Genomic DNA, 3,587 nt, shown 5'->3' with positions numbered 1-3,587 from the left:
CCCGCCTCGAACTTCTGCGGCAGCTCGGCGAACGTCGTCTCCTGCTCCGTGACGTACTCGATCATGTCGCCGCCGCGCAAAAACGGCGGCATGGCATCGAGCAAGGCCGCCTTGCCGTAGAGCACGCCGATGCCCATGGGCGAGAGCAGTTTGTGCCCCGAAAACGCGAAGAAGTCGCAGTCCATATCCTGTACATCGACCGCCATGTGCGCCGCACTCTGCGAGCCGTCGACGAGGATCACGGCGCCGTTTTCGTGCGCGACAGCAGCAATCTCACGGACCGGGTTGATGAGGCCAAGGACGTTCGAAACTTCCGTGACGGCGACAATCTTCGTCTTCTTCGTGATCTTCTTCTTCGCTTCCTCGACGGAGAGCCTGCCGTCCTTTTCGAGGTACATGTACTTCAAGACAGCGCCCTTCGCCTGGGCGACCATCTGCCACGGCACGAGGTTCGAGTGATGCTCGGCGATGGAGATGACGATTTCGTCGCCCGCCTCAACATTCGTGAGACCGTAGCTGTAGGCGACGAGGTTCAGCGCCTCCGTCGCATTCTTCGTAAAGATGATCTCCTGCGGCAGGCGTGCGTGGATGAAGGAGCGCGTCGCTGCCCGCGTGTACTCGTAGATGTCCGTCGCCTTGACGGAGAGCGCGTACGCGCCCCGATGCGGGTTCGCGTTGCAGCCGCCGTAGTAGCCGCAGATCGCCTGAATGACCTCATTCGGCTTCTGCGTCGTCGCGCCGTTGTCGAGGTAGACGAGCGGCTGATTGTTCATCTTGTGCGTGAGCAAGGGAAAATCCTTGCGAATGTCTTCCTCAGTCCGCATCTTCGATCCTCCCTTCAATGGAAGCGGCAATCTCCTCCTTGAGCGCTTCGTCCGAAATGCGCGCGAGCACGGGGAAGAGATCGGCCTCGACGACGAGACGCCGCGCCTCGGCGAGATCGAGTCCGCGGCTCATCAGATAGAAGAGCTTCGCCTCGTCCATCTTGCCGATGCTCACGGCATGATGTCCGTCGACGTCGCCCTCGCCTGAGAGCATCAGCGGCACAGAGCGGTTGCGCACGCCGGGAGAGAGGACAATGACGTCCTCGTTCTCGCGACCAACAGAGCCAGCTGAACCTGCGATGAAGTCGAGCGTGCCGCGAAACACCTTCTGCGCCTCGTCCATCAATGCGCCCTTGACCTGCATATTTGCGTCCGTATGCTCGCCCCTCTGGCGCACGAGATAGTTGAAGTCGAACTTGCGCTTCTTGTCAGCGAAGTAAAAAGCCGCGATATCCGCTGCGGCGTCCTTTCCCGCAAGCTCGACGGAAAGCTTCGATACGAGCTCGTTCGCGCCGACCTCAAAGATCGTATAGGAGAATGCGCCGCCCTCTTCGACGCGCACCTTGACGTCGTCGGCATGATTTTCCCCTTCGGGCACGAGCTGCACCTTGACGAGGGAAAGCGTTCCGCCTGCCTCAACATGCGCCTCGATCTCGGCATGGCCGCCCGCCCGATAGATCTGGACGGCTTCCTTCTTCTCGCCCGCCTTCACATGGATCTTCTGCACTTCGGCGGCATCGAGTCCATCGGGCAGAGCCGCGCCGTTGACGCCGAGCCAGCGCCATGTACGCATGGGAATGGAACTGAAAAGTTCTTGATTCTGCATATTCTTTCCCTCCTTATCCCATCGTGCCTTCAAGCTCAATATTGACGAGATTGTTCATCTCAACGGCGTATTCCAAAGGCAGTTCCTTCGCGATCGGCTCGACGAAACCGCGCACGATCATCGCGCGCGCCTCCTCCTCGTCGATGCCCCGGCTCGTCAGATAGTAGACCGCCTCGTCGCTGATGCGGCCGATCTTCGCCTCGTGCCCAATATCTGCCTCATCGCCCTCGATGTCCATGGCAGGAAGCGTGTCGGAGCGCGAAATGCTGTCGAGCATCAGGGATTCGCAGTTGACCGAGCACTTTGTGAAAGGTGCATTCTTCGCGACCTTCACAGCGCTTCGGTAGATTGCCTTGCCGCCCGCCTTCGAGATCGAACGCGTGTTGATCGTCGCCGATGTGTGCGGTGCCGTGTGGATGACCGTCGCACCCGTGTCGAGCGTCTGCCCTTTCGACGCAAAGGTCACGCCCGTGAACTCGCAGCGTGCGCGCTCGCCGTGCAGAATGCTGCACGGGTAGAGCATGGAGACGTGCGAGCCGAAAGAGCCGGAGACCCACTCGATCAGGCCATCTTTTTCAACGAGGGCGCGTTTCGTGTTGAGGTTCATCATGTTGCGCGACCAGTTCTCGATCGTCGAGTAGCGAAGGCGTGCCCCTTCCTTGACGAACAGTTCCACGCAGCCTGCATGGAGGTTCGTCACATTGTATTTCGGCGCCGAGCAGCCCTCGATGAAGTGTAGGTTCGCACCCTTTTCCACAATGATCAGCGTATGTTCGAACTGCCCCGCGCCCGGCGCGTTGAGTCGGAAATACGACTGCAATGGAATCTCCACATTGACGCCCTCGGGCACGTAGACGAAGGAGCCGCCCGACCAGACGGCGCCGTGCAGCGCCGCGAACTTGTGATCCTTCGGCGGCACGAGCTTCATGAAGTACTTCTTGACCAAATCCTCGTGTTCGACGAGCGCCGTTTCCATATCGGTGTAGACAACGCCCTGCTTCACGAGACTTTCCTGTATGCTGTGGTAGACGACTTCCGAATCGTACTGTGCACCGACACCCGCGAGCGACGTCTTCTCCGCTTCGGGGATGCCGAGTCGATCGAACGTATCCTTGATGTCCTCGGGAACTTCCTTCCAGTTTCCTGTCATCTTCGCATCAGGGCGCACGTAGGTGACGATCTCATCCATATTCAGCTCCGAGAGATCCGGCCCCCACGAGGGAAGCGCTATCTTATTGTACGTCTCGAGTGACTTCAGACGGAACTCAAGCATCCAATCGGGATCGTGCTTCTGCTTCGCGATGTCGCGGATGATGTCCTCCGTCAGCCCCTGCTGCGCCTTGTAGACGGGGACGTCGTGGTTCTTGATGTCGTAGAGCGTGCGTTCGATGTCCTCCACAAAGGTTTTCTTCTTTGCCATCTCGCCCACCTCACTTTGCCGCAGCGTCGTCGAGGATATGCGTGAAGCCGCGGCGGTTCACCTCATCGATGAGTTCCGGACCACCCTCTTCGACAACGCGTCCGCCGATGATAACATGCACGCGGTCAACCTTGAGCTTTTCCAGAATCTTCGAGTTGTGCGTGATGATGAGGCAGCTGTTGTCCGCCGTATGGTACTTCTCGATACCCGAGGAGACGATCTGCACGGCATCGACGTCGAGTCCCGAATCCGTCTCATCGAGCAGCGCGAGCTTCGGCGCGAGCATCAAAAGCTGCAGGATCTCGTTGCGCTTCTTCTCGCCACCCGAAAAGCCCACGTTCATGTAACGTTCGGCATACGAAGGATCGATCTTCAGCTCTTCCATCGTCTTTTTGAGTTCCTTCTTGAATGCCATGATCTTGACCTTCTCGCCCGTCACCGCCTGCTTCGCCGTCCGAAGCATGTTTTCAACCGTGATGCCCGGAATCTCCTCTGGCGTTTGAAATGAGAGGAAGAG

4 protein-coding genes are annotated in these 3,587 nt (G+C 58.8%); all 4 read right to left on the bottom strand.

Going from position 1 to position 3,587, the window contains the following annotated elements; all coding sequences use genetic code 11:
- The coding region (locus QZ177_RS10425; RefSeq protein WP_294177433.1) for an aminotransferase class V-fold PLP-dependent enzyme at positions 1-824 on the bottom strand (824 nt) is incomplete at its 3' end.
- Positions 814-1,650 (bottom strand): SufD family Fe-S cluster assembly protein, encoded by an 837-nt coding sequence (locus QZ177_RS10420; protein ID WP_294177431.1) that lies wholly within the window; start codon positions 1,648-1,650, stop codon positions 814-816. The genes QZ177_RS10420 and QZ177_RS10425, both read right to left, overlap by 11 nt.
- A 13-nt stretch (positions 1,651-1,663) precedes the next feature.
- Positions 1,664-3,070: a Fe-S cluster assembly protein SufB gene (sufB, locus tag QZ177_RS10415; protein ID WP_294177429.1), complete on the bottom strand. Its 1,407-nt coding sequence runs from the start codon at positions 3,068-3,070 to the stop codon at positions 1,664-1,666.
- Between the two features lie 10 nt (positions 3,071-3,080).
- Positions 3,081-3,587: ATP-binding cassette domain-containing protein (locus QZ177_RS10410; protein ID WP_294177427.1), on the bottom strand; the 507-nt coding region annotated here is incomplete at its 5' end.

Origin of the sequence: uncultured Selenomonas sp. (assembly GCA_905372355.1) — a bacterium.
In the GTDB taxonomy this organism is placed as follows: Bacteria; Bacillota; Negativicutes; order Selenomonadales; family Selenomonadaceae; genus Selenomonas.
Note: the sequence above shows the minus strand (reverse complement) of the source record. Positions and strands in the feature narration are given on the sequence as shown.

Bases quoted from the DNA above. Each gene is read 5' to 3' on its own strand.
- QZ177_RS10420 (WP_294177431.1), bottom strand. From the start codon at position 1,650: ATGCAGAATCAAGAACTTTTCAGTTCCATTCCCATGCGTACATGGCGC.
- sufB (WP_294177429.1), bottom strand. From the start codon at position 3,070: ATGGCAAAGAAGAAAACCTTTGTGGAGGACATCGAACGCACGCTCTAC.